General features: G+C 43.9%; 18 protein-coding genes. 4 read left to right on the plus strand and 14 right to left on the minus strand.

Annotated features, from left to right (window positions below; all coding sequences use genetic code 11):
• Window positions 1-62: 62 nt before the first annotated feature.
• The 6 genes from ispH to murJ all read right to left on the minus strand — a co-directional run bounded on the left by ispH (window position 63) and on the right by murJ (window position 7,670).
• Window positions 63-1,025 carry a 4-hydroxy-3-methylbut-2-enyl diphosphate reductase gene (gene ispH, locus B9J87_RS05400; protein WP_166538010.1) on the minus strand — a complete coding sequence of 321 codons (963 nt, stop codon included), beginning with the start codon at window positions 1,023-1,025 and terminating at the stop codon, window positions 63-65.
• 26 nt (window positions 1,026-1,051) lie between these two features.
• Window positions 1,052-1,483 (minus strand): FKBP-type peptidyl-prolyl cis-trans isomerase, encoded by a 432-nt coding sequence (fkpB, locus tag B9J87_RS05405; protein ID WP_013857554.1) that lies wholly within the window; start codon window positions 1,481-1,483, stop codon window positions 1,052-1,054.
• 168 nt (window positions 1,484-1,651) lie between these two features.
• The gene (gene lspA, locus B9J87_RS05410) at window positions 1,652-2,161 is read right to left on the minus strand and encodes a signal peptidase II (RefSeq protein WP_026028078.1); all 510 of its coding nucleotides are present in this window, start codon (window positions 2,159-2,161) and stop codon (window positions 1,652-1,654) included.
• Between the two features lie 17 nt (window positions 2,162-2,178).
• Window positions 2,179-5,037: an isoleucine--tRNA ligase gene (ileS, locus tag B9J87_RS05415; RefSeq protein WP_094149667.1), complete on the minus strand. Its 2,859-nt coding sequence runs from the start codon at window positions 5,035-5,037 to the stop codon at window positions 2,179-2,181.
• Window positions 5,038-5,100: 63 nt separating this feature from the next.
• Window positions 5,101-6,036, minus strand: coding sequence for a bifunctional riboflavin kinase/FAD synthetase (gene ribF, locus B9J87_RS05420; RefSeq protein ID WP_026028079.1), 936 nt, complete (start codon window positions 6,034-6,036; stop codon window positions 5,101-5,103).
• Between the two features lie 71 nt (window positions 6,037-6,107).
• Window positions 6,108-7,670 (minus strand): murein biosynthesis integral membrane protein MurJ, encoded by a 1,563-nt coding sequence (gene murJ, locus B9J87_RS05425; protein ID WP_094149669.1) that lies wholly within the window; start codon window positions 7,668-7,670, stop codon window positions 6,108-6,110.
• Between the two features lie 257 nt (window positions 7,671-7,927).
• Here murJ and rpsT point away from each other — a divergent pair, with 257 nt between their 5' ends.
• Window positions 7,928-8,188, plus strand: a complete 261-nt coding sequence (gene rpsT / locus B9J87_RS05430; RefSeq protein ID WP_026027444.1) for a 30S ribosomal protein S20 — start codon at window positions 7,928-7,930, stop codon at window positions 8,186-8,188.
• A 152-nt stretch (window positions 8,189-8,340) separates the two neighbouring features.
• Here rpsT and B9J87_RS05435 read toward each other — a convergent pair whose 3' ends face one another.
• Together B9J87_RS05435 and nhaR are read right to left on the minus strand one after the other, a co-directional pair.
• Window positions 8,341-8,634: an ArsR/SmtB family transcription factor gene (locus B9J87_RS05435; RefSeq protein WP_026028082.1), complete on the minus strand. Its 294-nt coding sequence runs from the start codon at window positions 8,632-8,634 to the stop codon at window positions 8,341-8,343.
• 274 nt (window positions 8,635-8,908) lie between these two features.
• Window positions 8,909-9,799, minus strand: a complete 891-nt coding sequence (nhaR, locus tag B9J87_RS05440) for a transcriptional activator NhaR (protein WP_026027442.1) — start codon at window positions 9,797-9,799, stop codon at window positions 8,909-8,911.
• 371 nt (window positions 9,800-10,170) lie between these two features.
• On the opposite strand from nhaR, the gene B9J87_RS05445 reads away from it, so the two are divergent.
• Complete coding sequence (locus B9J87_RS05445; RefSeq protein WP_017047902.1) at window positions 10,171-11,316, plus strand: Na/Pi symporter; 1,146 nt, start codon at window positions 10,171-10,173, stop codon at window positions 11,314-11,316.
• Between the two features lie 103 nt (window positions 11,317-11,419).
• Here the strand turns inward: B9J87_RS05445 and B9J87_RS05450 are convergent, their stop codons facing one another.
• The 5 genes from B9J87_RS05450 to rppH are packed head-to-tail and all read right to left on the minus strand — an operon-like array spanning window position 11,420 to window position 16,701.
• The gene (locus B9J87_RS05450; protein WP_094149672.1) at window positions 11,420-12,271 is read right to left on the minus strand and encodes a thymidylate synthase; all 852 of its coding nucleotides are present in this window, start codon (window positions 12,269-12,271) and stop codon (window positions 11,420-11,422) included.
• A gap of 15 nt (window positions 12,272-12,286) precedes the next feature.
• Window positions 12,287-13,090, minus strand: a complete 804-nt coding sequence (gene lgt, locus B9J87_RS05455; RefSeq protein ID WP_013857591.1) for a prolipoprotein diacylglyceryl transferase — start codon at window positions 13,088-13,090, stop codon at window positions 12,287-12,289.
• Window positions 13,091-13,133: 43 nt separating this feature from the next.
• Window positions 13,134-13,925, minus strand: a complete 792-nt coding sequence (locus B9J87_RS05460; protein ID WP_176429486.1) for a sulfite exporter TauE/SafE family protein — start codon at window positions 13,923-13,925, stop codon at window positions 13,134-13,136.
• An 8-nt stretch (window positions 13,926-13,933) separates the two neighbouring features.
• Window positions 13,934-16,180, minus strand: a complete 2,247-nt coding sequence (ptsP, locus tag B9J87_RS05465) for a phosphoenolpyruvate--protein phosphotransferase (RefSeq protein ID WP_019281127.1) — start codon at window positions 16,178-16,180, stop codon at window positions 13,934-13,936.
• Window positions 16,181-16,182: 2 nt separating this feature from the next.
• Complete coding sequence (gene rppH, locus B9J87_RS05470; RefSeq protein WP_010319133.1) at window positions 16,183-16,701, minus strand: RNA pyrophosphohydrolase; 519 nt, start codon at window positions 16,699-16,701, stop codon at window positions 16,183-16,185.
• A 605-nt stretch (window positions 16,702-17,306) separates the two neighbouring features.
• On the opposite strand from rppH, the gene mutH reads away from it, so the two are divergent.
• Window positions 17,307-17,972, plus strand: a complete 666-nt coding sequence (gene mutH / locus B9J87_RS05475) for a DNA mismatch repair endonuclease MutH (protein ID WP_026028083.1) — start codon at window positions 17,307-17,309, stop codon at window positions 17,970-17,972.
• Between the two features lie 134 nt (window positions 17,973-18,106).
• Complete coding sequence (locus B9J87_RS05480; RefSeq protein ID WP_094149674.1) at window positions 18,107-19,141, plus strand: NADP(H)-dependent aldo-keto reductase; 1,035 nt, start codon at window positions 18,107-18,109, stop codon at window positions 19,139-19,141.
• 37 nt (window positions 19,142-19,178) lie between these two features.
• Here the strand turns inward: B9J87_RS05480 and B9J87_RS05485 are convergent, their stop codons facing one another.
• Window positions 19,179-19,430 carry a hypothetical protein gene (locus tag B9J87_RS05485; RefSeq protein WP_010319130.1) on the minus strand — a complete coding sequence of 84 codons (252 nt, stop codon included), beginning with the start codon at window positions 19,428-19,430 and terminating at the stop codon, window positions 19,179-19,181.
• Window positions 19,431-19,891 lie beyond the last annotated feature (461 nt).

Consider the following 19,891-nt stretch of genomic DNA (forward strand, 5'->3'; position numbering starts at 1 on the left):
GGCTTCCATTTGGAAGCCCTTCTTCTTTTATTAGTACGTCTAATTCAAATACTTTTTATTGACTAGTCGATTTGCTTGATTTGCAGCTCTTTGGGCACTTCAAAAAACATGTTCTCTTCTCGTCCAAGCACTTCTTCAACCGATTGAGCACCAAGCTCTTTAATTCGATCTAGGATCTGATTCACTAATGCTTCGGGTGCCGATGCGCCGGCCGTGACGCCAACGGTTTTCTTACCATCAAACCACGTTGGATCAATATCTTCAGGGCAATCAATCAAGTAACCCGGCGTTCCGAGCTTTTCCGCCAATTCTTTTAAACGCGTAGAGTTTGATGAGTTTTTCGAGCCCACCACCACCACCAAATCAACATCCAATGCAAGTTGACGCACCGCATCTTGGCGGTTTTGTGTCGCGTAACAGATATCATCTTTACGTGGTCCCTGAATATCGGGAAACACTTCACGCAATTTATCAATCACATCGGCTGTTTCATCCACCGACAAGGTGGTTTGGCTAACATAATGTAAATTAGTCGGATCTTTAACGATAGCTTTTAGCGTTTCAACATCTTCCGGTTTTTCAACCAAGTACATGCCGCCTTTTTTACTGGCGTATTGGCCCATGGTTCCTTCCACTTCAGGATGACCTGCATGGCCAATCAGCACTACTTCCATACTGCGGCGACTGGCTCGAGCCACTTCCATATGCACTTTAGTCACCAAAGGGCAAGTGGCATCAAACACGGTTAATGCACGCGCTTTCGCTTCAAGTCTCACCGCTTGCGAAACGCCATGAGCAGAAAAGATCACAATATTGTCATCAGGTACTTCGTGTAAGTCCTCAACAAAAATGGCCCCGCGCTGCTTCAGCCCTTCCACCACAAAGCGGTTATGCACCACTTCATGTCGTACATAAATCGGAGGCTGATACAGCTCAAGTGCGCGTTCAACAATGCTGATCGCACGATCAACACCGGCGCAAAAACCACGAGGGTTGGCTAACAATATTTTCATTTCATTGCTCATTGAATAGGGTTATCGCAAGTTGCCAATTATTCTACAGACAAAATTTCAACATCAAAAATGACATCTTGTCCTGCAAGTGGGTGGTTAAAATCAACCGTTACCGAATCGCCCGCAATAGCGGTGATAATGCCAGGAATTTCTAAGCCATCGCGGCCACTAAACGCCATAATCGTGCCAACTTCCACCTCAGTATTACCGGCAAATTTGGCGCGATCCATATGGTGGATGTTATCTGGGTTAGACAAACCAAACGCGTCTTCGGCTTTTAACTCAATGGTTTTGGATTCTCCGGCACTCAGACCGATTAAGCACAACTCAAAATTGTCGCTTAGACTGCCATCACCAATAACCAATTTCGCTGGTTTGCCCATATTATGAGTGCTATCCGCAATAGAGCCATCTTTTAATTTAATGGTGAAGTGTAGGGTTACCGCACTGTTTGCTTTTATTGTCGTCACGTGATTTCTCTTTATTTATTTTAGTGTGGAGACAAGGCATCCATAACGACATAAAAATGCCCGTTTTTAGTACGCCTATCGCCACCGTATTTTTAGAGATGAAGAGTAAACAAAAAGCGCCACCTGAATCAACAGACAGCGCTTAGGGTTATTCAACTATTTTAGCCATTATGAGTGCGCATCGTCTTTTTTACGAAAGCCATCAAGGATAATCATTGCTGCACCAAGGCAAATGGCACTGTCAGCCAAGTTAAACGCTGGCCAGTGATAATTGCCCCAGTAGAAATCAAGATAATCAACCACAAAACCGTGCACGATACGATCAAACACGTTGCCGATTGCACCACCAATAATCATGGCATAAGCGATATTATGCCACTTCTCTTGCGCAGGCAGCTTACTCATCCAGTAAGTGAGGAGCCCCGTCACCGCAAAGGCGATAGCGGTAAACAACCAACGTTGCCAACCCGCTTGATCACCTAAAAAGCTAAATGCCGCACCATAGTTATGTACATAAAGTAGGTTAAAAAAAGGCATTACTTCGATGCGATTTGCCCAACCATACCCCATGTTATCCATGACCATCAGCTTTATACCGACATCAAGGGTAAAGACCAGAAGCGCTAGCCATAGCCAGCGAACTCCTGATTGTTTCCAAGTAAGCGTCTGCTCTGCCATATTGAATCCCAATATTATTAAGCGAACTTACGAACTTCGCCTTCACCATCCACGTTCGACACACAACGGCCACAAATAGTTTCATGACCAGTGATAGTGCCTACGTCAGGAGTATGATGCCAACAGCGATCGCACTTCTCTGCTTCCGTTGCGCTCACCAACACAAACAAACCTGCAGTTTCCGTTGCTTGTGCCGCATCGCTTTTCTCAGCCAGAGGCTTCACTATCGCTTTTGATGTCAGCAGTACAAAACGCAGTTCATCTTCAAGCTTGTTTAACTGAGCCACTAAAGCGTCATCAGCAAACAGCACCACTTCAGCTTGTAATGAGCCACCAATGATTTTTTCACTGCGAGCAGTTTCAAGCAACTTGTTCACCGAGCTACGAACTTTTTGCATCTCTGCCCAAAATTCATTGTTCAACTCTTCGCCTTCAGTTAACCCAAACAGACCTTCAAACCACTCACCCGTGAAGACAAATTTTTCACGCGGCTCGCCATTAGCTTGCATCGCTGGCATTTCGTTCCAAATTTCATCAGCCGTAAATGACATGATCGGTGCCATCCAACGAACCAAAGCCTCAACGATGTAATACAGCGCCGTTTGACAGCTACGCTGTGCATGTGCACCTTGTTTAGCGGTGTATTGGCGATCTTTAATCACATCAAGGTAGAACGAACCCATTTCAATTGAGCAGAAGTGCATCAAGCGTTGGATCACGCCATGCGTATTATACTCTTCATATGCTTTGACAATTTCTTGTTGCGCCGCAAAGGCACGGCCTACGGCCCAGCGATCCAGCGACACCATCTCATCAGCTGCAACCATATCCGTTGCTGGGTTAAACCCATTGAGGTTGGCTAAGAAGAAACGTGCTGTATTACGGATACGGCGATAAGCATCCGCCGAACGTTTTAGAATTTCGTCAGAAACCGCCACTTCACCAGTGTAATCAGTCGATGCAACCCATAGACGCAGGATGTCTGCACCCAGTTTATTGGTGACATCTTTTGGCGCAACCACGTTGCCGATTGATTTTGACATCTTGCGGCCATGACCATCGACCACAAAGCCATGCGTCAATACTTGTTTGTAAGGCGCAGCACCTTTCATTGCTACCGATGAAATCAATGAAGATTGGAACCAACCACGATGCTGATCTGAACCTTCAAGGTACAGATCTGCACCGTGACCATTGAACTCTTCGCGCTTATCAACAACGGCGTAGTGAGTCACACCAGAGTCGAACCACACATCCAGCGTATCGAGTACTTTTTCGTAATGCTTGGCATCTTCTTCGCCCAAGATCTCAGCAGTGTCAACATCCCACCACGCTTGAATCCCTTTTTGTTCTACCAATTGCGCCACTGTTTCAATCAGCGCAGGGCTATTAGGATGAAGTTCTGCCGTCTCTTTATGCACAAATAGCGCAATCGGTACACCCCAAGTACGCTGACGAGAAATACACCATTCAGGACGACCTTCAATCATTGCTTCGATGCGGCTTTGACCCCATTCAGGCATCCACTGTACACCTTTGATCGATTCTAGAGCTTGGGCGCGCAGACCGGCTTGCTCCATAGAAACAAACCATTGTGGTGTTGCACGGAAAATGATTGGGGTTTTATGACGCCAGCAATGAGGATAACTATGCTCGTAGGCATGGTGGTGCAACAAAGCACCTTTTTCTTTCAGTACTTCAAGTACAGAGTCATTCGCTTTAAACACATGTTGACCAGCAAATAGCTCGGTGTCTGCTAGATATACGCCGTTTGAACCGACAGGGTTGGCTACTTCAAGGCCGTATTGCTGACCGACCACGAAGTCTTCTTGACCATGACCAGGTGCAGTATGAACGACACCAGTACCCGATTCAGTAGTTACGTGCTCACCCAAAATCGCAGGCACAGTAAATGCGTAAAATGGATGATTAAAAGACATTAGTTCAAGGTCTGCGCCTCGGCAAAAACCAAGATTGTGGTAATGACTGATACCAGCACGATCCATGACACTTTTTGCAAGTTCTGACGCAACGATAATGCGTTCAGCAGAGCGTTCACCGTCTGCTTCAATTTGCAGCAAAACATATTCAAGATCATCACGTAAGCAGACTGCGCGGTTAGCTGGCAAGGTCCAAGGTGTGGTTGTCCAAATGACAATCGACACTTCACCGTGGCCGGCGTGATCAGCCGCGAGCGTGAACTTTTCAAGCAGCGCCGCTTCATCGGCTGCTTTGAATCGTACGTCAATCGAAGGTGACACTTTATCTTTGTATTCAACTTCCGCTTCAGCCAGTGCTGAACCACAATCAGTACACCAGTGAACAGGTTTGAAACCTTTCAGCAGGTGGCCTTTATCGGCAATTTTACCCAATGCGCGAATAATGTTCGCTTCGGTGGCGAAATCCATGGTGCGATAAGGTTTATCCCACTCACCCATGATGCCCAAACGCTTAAAGCTCTCTTTCTGGCCTTCCACTTGACCTGCTGCATATTCACGGCATTTTTCACGAAACTCAGCCGCGGTCACTTTCTGGCCCGGTTTGCCGACTTTTTTCTCTACCATCAATTCGATAGGTAGCCCGTGACAGTCCCAACCTGGGATGTAAGGCGCGTCAAAACCAGATAAGGTTTTCGATTTGATAATAATGTCTTTAAGAATCTTATTCAGTGCGTGACCAATATGAATATCACCGTTGGCATAAGGAGGGCCATCGTGCAATACGAAAGATTTTTTGCCTTTTTTGGCTTTACGGATTTCGCCGTAAAGATCTTCTTGATACCAACGCTTTAACATTTCTGGCTCACGTTTAGCCAGATCGCCACGCATTGGAAACCCTGTTTCAGGTAGGTTCAGGGTATCTTTATAATCACTCATCGATTCTTAATTCCGTTATATTGGGCGACGTTAGACATGATATTAATCGGTGGAATAATCCGACTAATTCTTTAGCTGATGCAACCACACCCTTGCCGCATCAGCATCCAATTCAATTTGTTGCTTTAACGCTCCAAAAGATTCAAATTTCTTTTCATCTCGAAGCTTATGTAAAAGTGCCACTTCTAGCTGTTTGCCATATAAATTGGCATGAAAGTCAAACAAGTGTACTTCAAGTTGTTGGCGAACCCCGTTGACTGTTGGCCTATTACCAATATTGGCAATTCCTCCGATGGGCGAGTTATCAAGGCCATAGACATTGACGACGTAAACACCAGAGACCGGTGAAACACAGCGCTTAAGCGGAATGTTCGCTGTAGGGAAACCAATGGTTCGCCCTAACTTTTGACCATGCGACACTCGACCACTGATACCGTAATCACGACCGAGCATCTGCTTAGCTAACACTAAGTCATCGCTTGCTAAAGCGTTACGAATAGCAGTACTACTCACCCGCTGTTGTTGCAAGCAAAAACTGTGGGTACTTACCACCTCAAAACCGAACTGTTGCCCAGCTTGCTGCAGCATACTGAAATTACCTTGGCGATTTTTACCAAAACAAAAATCATCACCAATCACCAGAAACTTAACACCCAACTGAGCGACCAACAAGTCACGAATAAAAGCTTCTGCCGTTAAATTAGCAAAGTGCTGGTTAAAATTCACACATAACAATCTGTCAACCGACTGCTTGTTCAATTGCACAAATTTATCACGTAATCGAGTTAACCGAGCTGGTGCATTGTGCTTGGCAAATAATTCTAATGGCTGCGGTTCAAACGTCATGACCACCGAAGGTAAACCCAATAATTGCGCTTTCTTGGATACTTGCTTCAAAACTTGCTGATGTCCTAAATGAACACCATCAAAGTTTCCGATGGTTAATACACAGCCATGATGCTGTGGCTTGATATTGTGAATGCCGCGAATCAATTCCATTAGAAAATGCTTAAAACCTATAGTTCTCAATTAGCAAGGTGCGAAACCGACGGATTATATACTAATCACCATTAATCTGTCGCCGCTTTTAAGTCTTTTAAACGCACGCCAAGCACGGCTAGGCAAAGCAAATAACTGACCGCACCGATACTGATCAGCATCACCAATGATGTAGCCCTCTGTGTCAGACTCCACTCTAGCCACGTTGACATTTCTTCCAATTGCCAAACAATGACCACAACCATCGCACTGCTGGCCAACATTAAGCGAATAATAAAACCAATAGTTTTACGGGTGATCTGATACACCCCTTGCACATGTAACCCTCGGTAAAGCAGTGCCATGTTGATAAAAGCAGATAATGACGTAGCTAACGCCAAACCAACATAACTTAAATGCCACGCTAAAAGCGCATTGAAGACCATATTAGAGATCATGGCGATAATGCCATAACGAACTGGCGTTTTGGTGTCTTGCCGAGAGTAGTACCCTGGTGCAAGCACTTTGATCAGCATAAAACTGATCAAGCCCAAACCAAATGCATAGAGTGACAACGCCGTTTGATTGACATCATTCGGGGTAAACTCACCTCGCATAAATAGCACCATAAGCATCGGTTTTGCCAACACAATCAGGCCTAACATCGCAGGAAAACCGAGCAGACAAACCATACGAATACCCCAATCCATGGTTTGCGAAAATCCTTCGCTGTGGGCATCAACATGTTTACGGGATAATGCAGGCAAAATAACGGTAGCGATCGCAATACCAAATAAGCCTAACGGAAATTCTAGCAAACGGTCTGAATAGTAAAGCCAGCTGATGGAGCCCGTTTGTAAGAAGCTGGCAATGAAGGTGTCCAGCAATAAGTTAATTTGACTGACCGATACCCCAAAAAGAGCGGGCAACATCAAGGTGCGAATTTTCACAACCCCCGGTTCATTCCAACCCCATTGAGGCCAAACCAATAAACCTGCTTTGAGCAAAAATGGAATTTGAAATAGAAACTGGACCAATCCTCCAAGAAGGACACCAATCGCCAAGCCAATTTCCGGTTGTTGTAAGTGCGGCGACAAAAACCAAGCGCAACCGATGATCATCACATTCAAAAATACAGGGGTAAAAGAAGAGACGGCAAACTTGCCCAAGGTATTGAGAATCGCTCCTGATAAAGCAACAAAAGTGATGAACCATAAGTAAGGAAAAGTGATTTTTAATAATAAACTCGCAAGCTCAAACTTATGCGCATCAGGACCATCATTAAGCCAATCTAAAAACCAACCAGCCCCAAACAGTGCCGTGACCGCACCAGAGCATAAGATCCCCACAACAGTCACCAAAGTGACAATAACCCCCAATGTGCCAGATGCTTTAGCAATCAGTTCGCGTGTTTTATTGATATCTCCGGATGAATGGTATTCGGTCAGTACTGGAACAAACGCTTGAGAAAAAGCCCCTTCGGCAAATAGCCGACGTAAAAAGTTAGGAATTTTATTAGCAAAGAAAAAAACATCGGCACTCGCACCTGCCCCCATCAAATTCGCAACAACTACGTCACGAACTAGGCCCAACACACGAGAAATCAACGTCATAGCACTGACAATCAAGCCAGATTTGAGTAGGCGTTTGCTCACTATTACCTCGAAAAACAAGCCAAAACGTCATTATCCACAGCAACACATAAGGAATGTCAGTGCGAGATCAGATAAGTATTAGCATTGGAAAAAAAATACTGTTAGAATCCCCGCATCTTAACCGCGATGACCTTCCTATACCAAAATTTGTTTGGCCTAGAACGGTTTTTGCACAAATCATTTGACAATTGAGAGCAAATAAGGGATATTCCCCGCCCTTAAATTGTCACCGAACTAAGTTTTTGGGAGTTAGACCCTTGGCAAATAGTAAATCTGCTAAGAAGCGCGCTATCCAAGCTGAGAAACGTCGTCAGCATAATGCTAGCCGTCGTTCTATGATGCGCACTTACATGAAGAAAACCATCGCAGCTATCGCAGCTGGCGATAAAGAAGCTGCAACTGCTGCATTTGCTGCAGTTACACCAATCCTTGACCGTATGTCGACTAAAGGTCTTGTTCACAAGAACAAAGCTGCTCGCCATAAGTCTCGTTTCGCTGCAGCAATCAAAGCTCTATAATTTAGACTTGGTTCCACGCGAAAATAAAAACCGGCTAAGGCCGGTTTTTTTATATCTGCAATGTCAAGTAAAGTATTTACTCTAATTTTAATATAAAAAAATCCGAACTATGTTACTGAAACATAATTTCGGATTGTGTATTTTTCAAAACACTAGCGGCAGTATAAACCGTGTAACAACTCAATCATCGCCTTGATCTCATGGCTGCTGAGTGTGTAGTAAACCGTCTGAGCTTCTTTTCTTGTATCCACTAACCCATCTCTTCTTAACCAAGCAAGATGCTGCGAAAGTGCCGATTGACTCAATTCTAATTTCCCACATAGCTCACCAACCGACAGTTCTTGATTGTGTAATAAACACAATATTTGTAGGCGTCTTTCGTTAGCCATAGCCTTTAACAACACCACTGCTTTAGCGGAATTTTTTTCCATTTCTTGTAGGTTCATGAATAAGCTCCCTTGGAACAACTTCTTACATCAAACGCATCACAAGTTTGCATCTTCCTTAACCCAACAGGTTATGAGTTTATAAGTAAGGTTAGTACCTTTTTCTACGTAGTTTAATTGTTATACCGTTTATGACGGCAACCATTCAATAGAGCGTCAATAACGGCATCAGAAGGCGTATAACCAGTTTAGATTAGTATTACTTGGCAAGCGATAATTAATAATATTGCTAGATAATGAGATAGTAATCTATTTATCGTTAGTAGTGAAAGCATCATACAAACAAATTATTAAAATCTGCATCGCAAACATTTTTCACTGCCGGATGTTGGATCATCCTCTCAGCAAAAATGACGTAGTACTCTTCTTTTAAATCATCAATCTGACCGATGAGTTGCAAAGGAAGATCATCACCAACTTCAGTCACATAGATTGAGGGCGCTAAAAAAATTGCATCATGATGATAACGCGCAAAAGCTTTCATCAATGCCGCATCATCAAACTCCCCCAGAATATTCGGCTTCAGGCCTTGACGGTCAAACCATTGCAATAGATTACGCCCCATCGCGGTTCGGCTTCCCGGTATCAACAACTTTCTCTGCTCTAAAATGGCGGGAAAAGAGACATTTTCAACCTTGCCTGAACAAAAAAAACTCATGTGACTCTCACCCAGTTTTTTGCTGAACAGGCCCGGGCTTTGGCTGGAATCGACGGGATAATCAGAGAGAATCATATCCAATTTGTGTTGTGAAAGTTGCTCTAACAACATTTCATGGGTCGATTCAAAACAACGCAAGTGGATACTGCTATCGGCCGGGACCGTCGTCATCAGTATTTTACTGACAAGCCGTTTAGAGAGGGCATCCGCCACTCCTACATCAAACAGCAGATTAGAGCGCTGACTATAATTGACAATATCGAGCATCTCATAACTTAAGCCGAACATCCGGTCAGCATATTTAAAAACCAGTTGCCCAAGTTCTGTCGGTTCAATGCTACGACCATTACGCTTAGTAAGCTTACCATCCATGCGCTCTTCAAAAGCCTTAATTTGCCCAGTGACGGTTTGCGGAGTCAAGAAGAGTGCTTCTGCAGCTTTAGTGACCGATCCCTGCTTGCATACCATCCAGAAGTAGTAAAGATGATTGTAGTTGAGGTGAAACATGATAAGGACACTCAATTTTATTTGGTCGTTGTTTATAACAAACCCAAGCCAAATGAGCAATTAACTCGGAAAAACCGAACTTAAGAACGTTAGCTAATCTTAATACCGAGCAGTTAGAGTTCAAAAATGACAACTTCGTCATAAAATATCTAAAACTAGCGTCCCTCGCCCTCCTCCTCCACGTTGTTAAAATCGCATAACATCATGAAAATTCAATAAATAAAGAATTAAAAGTCACCGTGAAACTTGTTTTTATCAGAGTTATCAATGAGAAACACACTGTCATATAAATGAAATAATTATTCTCTACTATCTCGCTCAGATTCAACAACAGACCGAACAACACTCAAAAGGTCAATGGAGAAAAGAAAATGAACCAAGCGACAACTACTGCTGCACCCATTGCGAGTACCACTCGCTGGCTGCGTTGGGCGAACTTGGCATTCATGCTCTACCTACTGCTACTTGCAGTGGCGATGGTAGGTAGTGGATTTAAATGGGCGACAGGTGATCAAGCTAAGGTACTGTTTGAGTTTGCCTCACACCCAATAGCGGGGTTGATGATAGGGTTAGTCGCCACAGCATTGATTCAATCTTCAAGCACCGTAACCTCTATCATTGTCGGTCTTGTGGCTGGCGGATTACCTGTTGAAATGGCGATCCCAATGGTTATGGGTGCCAATATTGGCACCACAGTAACCAACACGCTTGTTAGCCTTGGACACGTTCGTTGCCAAGTCGAATTTAAACGCGCTTTTGCAAGTGCAACAATTCACGACTTCTTTAATCTTTTGGCGGTACTGATTTTCCTACCGTTAGAGATGATGTTTGGTATTTTAGAGAAAATTTCTCATTGGCTTGTGTCACCTTTGCTCTCTACTGGTGATATGAGCATGAAAGGACTCGATTTTATCAAACCTATCACGAGCCCAATTATCACGGCACTAAAAGGCCAGCTGATCACTTTTGGTGAAGTTGTAGGTGGCGTGATGTTGATTGTTCTTGGTATTGCGACCATTTTTGTGGCTATCACTGTCATGGGTAAGCTCATGAAGAGTTTGATGGTGGGTCGTGCGAAAGAGATACTCAAAGATGCCATTGGACGCGGACCGCTGCACGGTATCCTTTCAGGTTCAATCGTCACTGTATTGGTTCAATCTTCTTCAACTACCACCAGTTTAATGGTTCCGCTGGTCGGCACTGGTGTATTGAAAGTACGCGATGTTTACCCATTCACTTTAGGGGCTAATATTGGCACTTGCATTACCGCCCTACTCGCGGCAACGGCCGTTTCTGGTGAGTTTGCGGTATTTGCCTTGCAAATTGCTTTAGTCCACTTAACCTTTAATGTATTAGCCACTGTGTTGATCTATGGGGTTCCGTTTTTACGTGAACTGCCAATTAAAGGCGCAGAAATGATTGCTGAGATGGCAACAAAGAATAAAGCGGTCGTTGCGGGTTATTTACTATCGGTCTTTATCATTATGCCTGGCGGTATACTGGCACTAACGGCTTAAGTAACGAACAAACCACACGACAGATCAAAAAAAATCCCCGAGCAACGCTTCGGGGATTTTTTACAACTAGAAAACAGTACTTTTTAATAATGCGAGAGAGCAACTAAACCGAAAATGGGTACTGGATGGCATCATGGCATTGGTAGCCTTCAATCCAGAAATCATCCAAGGTAACCCAAGTTTCAAGATCTTCTAGCGTTTTAATTTTCGGGTTGATATGAAACTTCGCCATAGGGAGTGGTTCACGCTTAAGTTGTACATCTTTCATCAACGCCAGTTGGTCTTCATAGATATGCGTATTGACGATCTTATGGTAGGCCACGCCAGCTTTTTTGCCGGTAATTTGCGCCATAATTGCGAGGAACACGTAGACCTGAACCATATTAAAATTCAAGCCAAGCGGGACATCACACGAGCGTTGCGTACTATTGAGATACAAAGTATCACCCAACAAAGAAAAGTGATGACTGTACATGCAGGGGCGCAAGCAACCCATATGAAACTCACCTGGGTTGTAAAAGTTTAGGATTTCGCCTCTATCATCAACGCCACGTGAAAGATCATCAACAATCTTACGCAGTTGATCAATCTGCCCACCATCCGCCTTGGCCCACGCACGTCCTTGAACTCCATACACGCGGCCCATATCATCTTCACCTTTGCGGTATGGATTGTTAAGCCAAGCTGCATTTAAATTCGCATTTGCATCCCACGTTTTGGTTCCTAAAGCGCGAAAATCGGCTGCATTATCGTAGCCACGAATATAACCAAGTAGCTCAGCAACTGCGGCTTTCCAGAAGCTTTTACGCGTTGTCACTAACGGGAATTGATTCTGACCTACATCGTAGGTGAGATCAGCGTTAACCACCGTTAGGCAGCGTTTGGCGGTACGTTCATTTTCGATCCAAACGCCCTCATCAACAATTCGCTGACAAAGTTCAAGATACTGTTTCACAAACTATCCTTAACACTATTGAGTCACTTTATGGTTAACCTTGTACGCCCATACCATCATCAGTGCACCGACAATGATCATCGGTAGCGACAGGATTTGCCCCATGGAGATAAATCCAGCGAACAATCCTAATTGTGCATCAGGTTCACGAACATATTCGACAAGGAAACGGAATGTTCCGTAGCCTATCAAAAATAGCCCTGAGACTGAACCAATTGGCCGATTTTTGCGGATAAACAGGTTCAATATAATAAACAGCACAATCCCTTCTAAGAAAAACTCATAAAGCTGTGATGGATGACGAGGCAAAGGCCCGCCGTTTGGAAAAATGATCGCCCATGGAACATCGGTTACTCGCCCCCACAATTCACTGTTCATGAAGTTGCCTAGTCGTCCCATGCCTAAACCAAATGGAACCAAAGGAGCCACAAAATCGGCGACACCAAAAAACGTCCGGTTATTTTTCCGTGCATACCAAAACATTGCACTGATCACGCCAAGTAGACCACCATGGAAAGACATCCCGCCTGTCCACACTTTAAAGAGATAGAGCGGGTCTTGGAGAAACAGATCAAAATTGTAAAACAACACATAACCGACGCGACCACCAATGACCACCCCTAAAAATCCAGCAAACAGCAAATCCGAGACTTGCTCACGAGTCCAGCCACTATTTGGTTTGTCCGCTCTGCGATTGGCAAGCCACATCGCAAAAACAAAACCAACTAAATACATTAAGCCGTACCAGCGAATGGATATAGGGCCAATCGCAATCAGCACGGGATCAATATTTGGGAACTGTATAAAACCCTGAGACATAAACGTGTTCTCTTACTAAAAATGAGGTGAAGATAATAAGTGATTAAAACAGCATAGTTGCCGCTATAACCATCAGAAAAACGGAGAATATTTTTTTCAATACCACCGTCGGTAACTGAGTCGCGTAACGCGCTCCTAATCGAGTAGTGAGAATAGAGGTCGAAGCAATGGCGACCAACGCAGGTAAATAGACATAGCCAATGCTGTAAGGTGGTAAATTCTCCACTTGATAGCCGTGCAAAATAAAACCAATCATGCCAGAGATTGCGATCACACAGCCACAGACAGAAGAAGAACCGACGGCTTTACGCATTTCAACGCCATGGCGATTCAAAAAAGGAACGGAGAGTGAACCGCCACCAATTCCAGCTAAACTCGAAACAATACCAATACCACTGCCACATAGCATGGTCACCCACGCACCGGGCATCGATCTTTGCATTTGCGCTTTTATCGATAAAAACATTTGAATCGCCAGGCAAAAAACAATCACGCCAAATACTTTCGGTAGATATTGAGTCGGAATCACATCTGCGATCATTGAGCCAACAAACCCACCGACGATAACGCCGGGCATGAGCCACTTGACGACAAACATATCCACATTGCCCAATTTAAGGTGATTTAATGCCGAAGAAGCCGAAGTAACAATGATGGTCGCTAGCGATGTCGCTAACGCTAAATGCATACTAAGTTCGGGGGAAATACCCGCCTTGGGAAGCAAAAGAAGCAACGCCGGAACGACAATTAAACCACCACCAATGCCCAGTAAACCAGCCATAAAACCAACGACTGAGCCCAATAACACCATCAACACCATCAACTCAAAATTCACATTGCTTCCTATTTTTTGCCTGCGCGGATAAAGCCAGCAAAGCCTTTATCTTCAAAGTATGAGTGCATCATATTATAAATGTCGTTGCCGTAAGGTTGCATCAACGCTTTGTCAGCAAGTCGCTGTAACTGTCCTAATTGAGAGTGCCTCACCAAATATTTGACCTTGGCTACGTTGGAGGTATTCATACTTAGCATGCGATAACCCAAACCAATTAATAACAGTGAACCGATAGGGTCTCCGGCCAACTCACCACACACACAAACAGGTATACGATGAGACTGGCAAGTCTCTAAAATCTGTTTAAGCGCCATCACCACCGCTGGATGCATGGAGTCATAGACATCAGCAACATGTGCATTGTTCCGATCAACGGCCAACAAATATTGGGTTAAATCGTTGGTTCCAACCGAAACAAAGTCCACTTTGCTCGCAATCAATGGTAGAAGATAAATCATCGATGGTACTTCAATCATAATGCCAATCTTGGGCATTATGATCCGATCATCAACGCTAGAAACTTCTCGATACGCTTGCTCAATCAACCGCATTGCGTCGTCCAACTCTTTCGTTCCTGAAATCATGGGCAATAAAATGCTGAGATTTTGGTTATCGCCGCTGGCACGCATCATCGCCCGCAGTTGAATCAAAAAGATATCGGGATGATCGAGCGTAAAACGAATGCCTCGCCAGCCAAGAAAGGGATTGTCTTCTTCAATGGGTAGATAAGGCAGTGCTTTATCGCCACCAATGTCTAACGTTCTCATCACCACCCGTTTATCAGGATAAGCGTTCAAAACGCTGCGATACTGCTGCACTTGTTCTTCTTCTGATGGAAAGCGATGTTGCAGCAAAAAGGAAATTTCGGTTCGATACAGCCCGACACCATCAACCCCTTGGTTAATTGCGATGTTGGTATCCGCACTTAATCCAGCATTGAGCATCACTTCAATACGTGTGCCATCTTGCGTAAAAGGAGCTTCTGCAATGGTTTCATTAACCATTTGAGAAAGTTCGCTTTCTTCATAAGCTAAAGCGCGATATTCCGCCAGAATTTGTCTATTTGGTGAGATAAAAACCTTGCCGCTATAACCATCGACAATGCCCTTTTTACCGTTGATCTCCTTGAGATTAAGTGAAATCCCCATCACTGCGGGAATGCCCAGCGCCCGTGACAATATTGCTGCGTGGGAATTAGCAGCCCCTTCTAAAGAGACCACCGCCAGTAATTTATCTTTAGGAATAGCGGCGAGAATTGAAGCAGTAAGTTCGCGTACCACCAAAATGATCGGTTTATCAAGTTGCTGCTGATCATGCTCAGTGTTGTGCAAAAAAAATAGCAGTCTCTGACCTAGCTCACGAATATCCTGTGCACGCTCACGTAAGTAAACATCTGACATCTTCGCAAAACGGTTGGAATAACTCTCCACAACTTGCCGTAATGCCCAATCTGCACGATCGCCTTTTTGGATCTGGCTTTTCAGATCGTTGCGTAGCATCGGATCATTGAGTAGATGAGTAAAGAGATCGAAGATGGCTAACGCATCTTTATTAATATCACTATCGAGTTTTTTTCTTAAACGACGAAAATCGTTCAAGGCGCTTTCTACCGCCAGCACTAGCCACTCTTGTTCTCGTTCAATATCGAGCGTTGAGGCGGGGTAAACATCAGACAGTTGAGGCTGGGTGTCATCCCACCAAAACTCACCAATCGCGATGCCAGATGACGCAGCAATGCCACTGGTGGATAACTGCTTTTTCGAAAGCAGCCACTGCCCTTGTGTTTGAGCATGAGCAATAATCACGGCCACTTGCGCCGCCAGAGTGACAATAAAAGACTCTTCCATCTCACTAAATAAGCGAGGTGTTTTTTGCTGCACGACCAAGACACCCAATACTCGCTTGCGATGAATAATCGGCGTACCAAGAAAGCTTTGATACACCTCTTCGCCAAGCTGTTTGAAGTATTTAAAATTAGGATGTTTCGATGCTTCAGCAATGTTGATTGGCTCAGCTGAACGTTTCACTAAGCCCACTAAACCTTCGTCAAAACCGATGTGGATTTTGTCGCCTTTGAACTTTAAGCCTTGCGTTGCCATCAGTTCTAGACGATGTTTTTCTTCGTTAGCAAGATAGACAGTGCAACACTCGGTACTCATCGCATTGCACGTTTGCTTAACCAAAATATCCAAGGCTTGGTGTACATCTTCTACCTTGGATACTTGTTCAACTATTTCCCTTAGCTGAGAGAGCATGTCTATCCTCTTTTATTTTTGCGCTTACCTTTGTTATTACGTTCTTTAAATGGCATCGCGAATGATGCAAACTCTTTCATGGCACGACGATAAACATCTCGCTTGAAAGAGACTACTTGCCTCACTGGATACCAATAACTGACCCAACGCCAACCATCAAATTCAGGGGTACTGCCGCGCTGCATGTTGATTCTTGATTCATCACACTCTAAGCGCAGAAGAAACCATTTCTGTTTTTGCCCAATACAGACAGGTTGAGAATCCCAACGAACGAGCCGTTTTGGTAATTTATATCTTAACCAATGACGGCTTGTTGCTATGATTTTCACATCTTTCTTTGTAAGCCCAACCTCTTCGTAAAGCTCTCTAAACATCGCTTGTTCAGGAGTTTCATCGTCGTCAATTCCACCTTGTGGAAACTGCCAAGAGTGTTGTCCGTATCGTTTCGCCCAGAATACCTGACCATGGTTGTTACAAATCACAATACCAACATTGAGTCGGTAACCATCGCCATCGATCACTGGCCAACCTCTAGTAAAATCTTAATTGCTTTGATTTTTCCACATATCCCCAATAGGAGCAAACTTACTAGTGTGATTAACACGAGATTTATGTATTCCTAATCATTAATTGGATAACTTTTCATCAAATTTAAAGTTATCAACAAAATAATGCGACACCAGCCACATTTATTCACCTTTTCTGTGAGTAACTATGTGAAGAATCTCTAGATAGCGACTTACTTCCCCAAAAAGCAAAAGAATACGGACCAATATAAAAAAGATAATAATAAATTAAATACATTAAAAACAATGAATTAATTGGGTTTTCCATTATTCACATTACGTTGCAATTAACAAAAAATTGATCCTTTCACAACATGCTCAAAGATCCACCAATTAGCTCGTTATCCACACCCCCACTCTAGTAGAAATAAGATTTACTGATTAAGAGGCCCACTCTCTCAAGCAAAACCCTGTAAATGCATACATACAAACAAAAAATGGAATATTTTTCCGATCAACCTGTGGATAACTTGAATTGCGATGATCTTTTAAGCAAAAGAAACGACAGCACATTGTGTATAAGAATTTGCTACAATCGCGTTTTTATCATTCAAAGTATCATGAAACCTGCACCTAAAACTGAACATGAATTAATGCTTAGAGCCCAAGACATTGCAGGCTTAAGCTTTAGTCAACTGGCCGAAGAAGCCAAGATGACCGTGCCCCCTGACTTAAAAAAAGATAAAGGATGGGTCGGTCAGCTATTAGAGTGGCATTTGGGTGCAACGGCAGGCAGCAAACCTCAGCAAGATTTCGAGCAATTAGGTATCGAGCTCAAAAGTATTCCAATCAGTTACACTGGAAAACCGCTCGAAACAACGTTTGTGTGTGTGGCCCCACTCACTGGTGTTCATGGTTTAACATGGGAGCAAAGCCACGTGCGAAATAAACTCTCTCGAGTACTGTGGATCCCAATAGAGGGTGAGCGAGAGATCCCCCTAGCCCAGCGCCATGTCGGCTCGCCATTACTATGGAGCCCTTCACCTGCACAAGAACAGCAGCTAAAAAATGATTGGGAAGAACTGATGGAGTTCATCGTTCTTGGCAAAGTTGAGCAGATCACCGCTAAGCACGGTGAAGTATTACAGCTCAGGCCAAAAGCGGCAAACGGGCGAGCATTAACCGAAGCATACGGTGCTAATGGCAAACCTATCAAAACCCTGCCACGAGGCTTTTATCTTCGAACTCAATTTACCGCGAGCATTCTTGAGCAACACTTTATTTAAAAGTGCTCGTTATTGCTCATGAAAAAACGTAACCGTTTGATCTTTCACTGCACAATTCGTTTCCGTTTCACTGCCATCTTCGCTTATAGTAAAAACGTCACACACTCCACCAGCGAGAGCATCAAGGAAGGAATATGCAATACACCAAACTGCCTCATTCCACACTGGAAGTGAGCAAGATCTGCTTAGGTACCATGACTTTTGGTGAACAAAATAGCCAACAACAAGCCTTTGAGCAGCTCGATTACGCCTTAGACCAAGGTGTGAATTTCATCGATACTGCGGAAATGTACCCAGTTCCCCCCAACGGTAAAACCCAAGGTCTGACCGAAAGCTATATTGGCAACTGGTTAGAAAAATCAGGTAAACGTGAAAAAGTGGTGTTAGCGACTAAAGTGGCAGGCCCGCGTAACGTGCCTCACATCCGCGAAAAGATGTCACTCGATAGACGCAACATTCATTTAGCGATTGATGATAGTTTAAGACGCTTAAAAACAGACTATGTCGATTTGTATCAATTACATTGGCCTCAACGCCAAACGAACATGTTCGGCCAACTTAACTACCCTTATCCTGATCAGCAAGAAGAAGTCACTTTAATCGAAACGCTCGAAGCGCTTAATGATCTCGTCAAGGCTGGAAAAGTGCGTTACATCGGTGTATCAAATGATACCCCGTGGGGTGTGATGACATTGCTAAAATTGGCAGAAAAACACGATCTAGCAAGAATTGTCTCTATCCAAAACCCTTATAATTTACTGAATCGCAGCTTTGAAATTGGCTTATCTGAGATTAGCCACTTCGAAGGTGTTCAACTGCTGGCTTACTCGCCACTGGCGTTTGGTTGCCTGAGTGGTAAATATTTAAATGGCGCAAGACCTGACGGTGCTCGGTGCAGCCTATTTGAACGCTTTTCTCGCTATTTTACGGCGCAAGGTGTACAAGCCACTCACGCTTATGTTGAGCTTGCTAACCAGTATGGCCTTGATCCAGCACAGATGGCGTTGGCGTTTGTCAATCAACGTCCGTTTGTCGCATCCAATATCATTGGCGCGACAAACCTAGAGCAGTTGAAAACAAATATCGATAGTTTAGATGCCGTACTCAGTAATGAATTGCTTCTTAAAATTCAAGAGATTGGGACGACTTACTCCAACCCTTGTCCGTAGATATCTTCGGGGCTAGCGAAGCCACTAGCCCCTCGTTTTACGTTGTTATTCGCATACTTAACACACGGCGAAGATGACGAATATGACGTTCAGCTTTAATTGAGTCAGGGACAGAAACGCCAATAGCGCGTCCATCACTTTCTAAGCCAATATCTTTAAGCAAGTGTTGGCTATTAAAAGGCAGCTCAAAAGCATGACGGCGAACATTTCGTTGCCATTGACGCTCTTCACGGCGTAAATCAGCACGGACCAGTAAAGTAGCAAGTTGTAAATAAATTGAATGACGCATGAGTATTCTCCAGTAGTAAACTAAACGTTGACGGCTGGAAAAATGGGGGCAAACAAGGTGGATCAACACTTTGATAAGCTGCCATTTTTCCGCAGCCTATCTCAAGGTTACGGATTAACTAAAAATCGGTGCCTTTTTTATCATCAAACATACGACAGGCGTCTGTAGTAAGAGACGATTTAGGCGCAGTAAGATCGATAGAAACGCGAACAGTATGAACAAAAACGAAATGATTCATGTTGCGCCTCCAAGCAAATAGTTAATCCAAAGTGAAATGAGTGTGTGAGCACGGCTCACGGTTAAATTCTATGCAACTGAGGTGATTATTCAACTCTTAATTTTCAAACAATTAAAAAACAATGCATTAACCTAAAATGAAAGCCGATGACAGCAAATAAGTGACATATTCAGCTAGAGAATAACTTATTCGCAAAAGATATGATTATAAAAAATGGCCACAT

Origin of the sequence: Vibrio sp. V19_P1S1T109, from assembly GCF_002241375.1 — a bacterium.
In the GTDB taxonomy this organism is placed as follows: Bacteria; Pseudomonadota; Gammaproteobacteria; order Enterobacterales; family Vibrionaceae; genus Vibrio; species Vibrio anguillarum.